A 333-nucleotide genomic window follows, 5' to 3' on the forward strand; every position below is an offset into this window, starting at 1 on the left:
TTTTCTAGTACAACCTATAACGTCGTTTTTTGGAGTACTTATATTTAGCCGACTACGTTAATTAGTGGTCAATCGGTAATCGTGAATGCAACAGCTGTGGGTAAACAGAGTAGCGCAGCAACAACGCTTGCGTTGGCATTCGATGACACAGGTAAAGCTAACATCGACGTCAATTATCCCGATGCCGGAAAAATACAGCTTGATGCTAAGTACACTGGTACAGGCGATGAGCAAGGTTTGATCATGACCGGCTCAGATCAGTTTGTCAGTTTCCCTGTGGGCTTGTGTGTTATGCCTGAAGATAATAATGCTGAGTGCTCTGCAGGTGATAGT

Annotated in this window: 1 protein-coding gene; it reads left to right on the plus strand. The window is 44.1% G+C overall.

Going from position 1 to position 333, the window contains the following annotated elements:
* Positions 1-60: 60 nt before the first annotated feature.
* Positions 61-333 (plus strand): DUF6701 domain-containing protein (locus AAEY72_RS14335; protein WP_502945392.1); only part of this gene is annotated, 273 nt, incomplete at its 3' end.

It is taken from the genome of Psychrobacter sp. W2-37-MNA-CIBAN-0211 (genome assembly GCF_040309405.1).
In the GTDB taxonomy this organism is placed as follows: domain Bacteria; phylum Pseudomonadota; class Gammaproteobacteria; order Pseudomonadales; family Moraxellaceae; genus Psychrobacter; species Psychrobacter glaciei.